Origin of the sequence: Roseburia faecis, from assembly GCF_001406815.1 — a bacterium.
GTDB classification, from domain to species: domain Bacteria; phylum Bacillota; class Clostridia; order Lachnospirales; family Lachnospiraceae; genus Roseburia; species Roseburia faecis.
Genome location: NZ_CVRR01000090.1, coordinates 1 through 351 on the forward strand (window position 1 = coordinate 1; position 351 = coordinate 351).

1 protein-coding gene is annotated in these 351 nt (G+C 37.3%); it reads right to left on the bottom strand.

What is annotated here, in order from left to right; all coding sequences use genetic code 11:
* Positions 1–351 (bottom strand): transposase (locus M72_RS15580; RefSeq protein WP_141652770.1); only part of this gene is annotated, 351 nt, incomplete at both ends.

Consider the following 351-nt stretch of genomic DNA (forward strand, 5'->3'; position numbering starts at 1 on the left):
TTCACGCTTTTCAAATTTTATTCCGAGATATCCAAGTACTTCCCGATTCATAGCATCAATCAAGAGTGAAATCTTGTCAAAGACTTTCTGCCGGTTTTTCACACACGATTTTTTCCATACCCAGGTATATCGATTGGCATTTGCCTCAATTTTTGTCCCGTCAATGTATGTATGCTGCAGATCCACGTGATCTTTGGCAAAAATATATGAATTAATGTCTTCAAATATCTGCTCGATAGAATCGGTTAGTTCGTTTCGGATTAAGTTTCCAAATGTAGCAAAAGAAGGCGTTTTCATGCCATCAAGAAGATACATGTAACGAATGTCATTACGGCAGAGCTTTTCTATTTC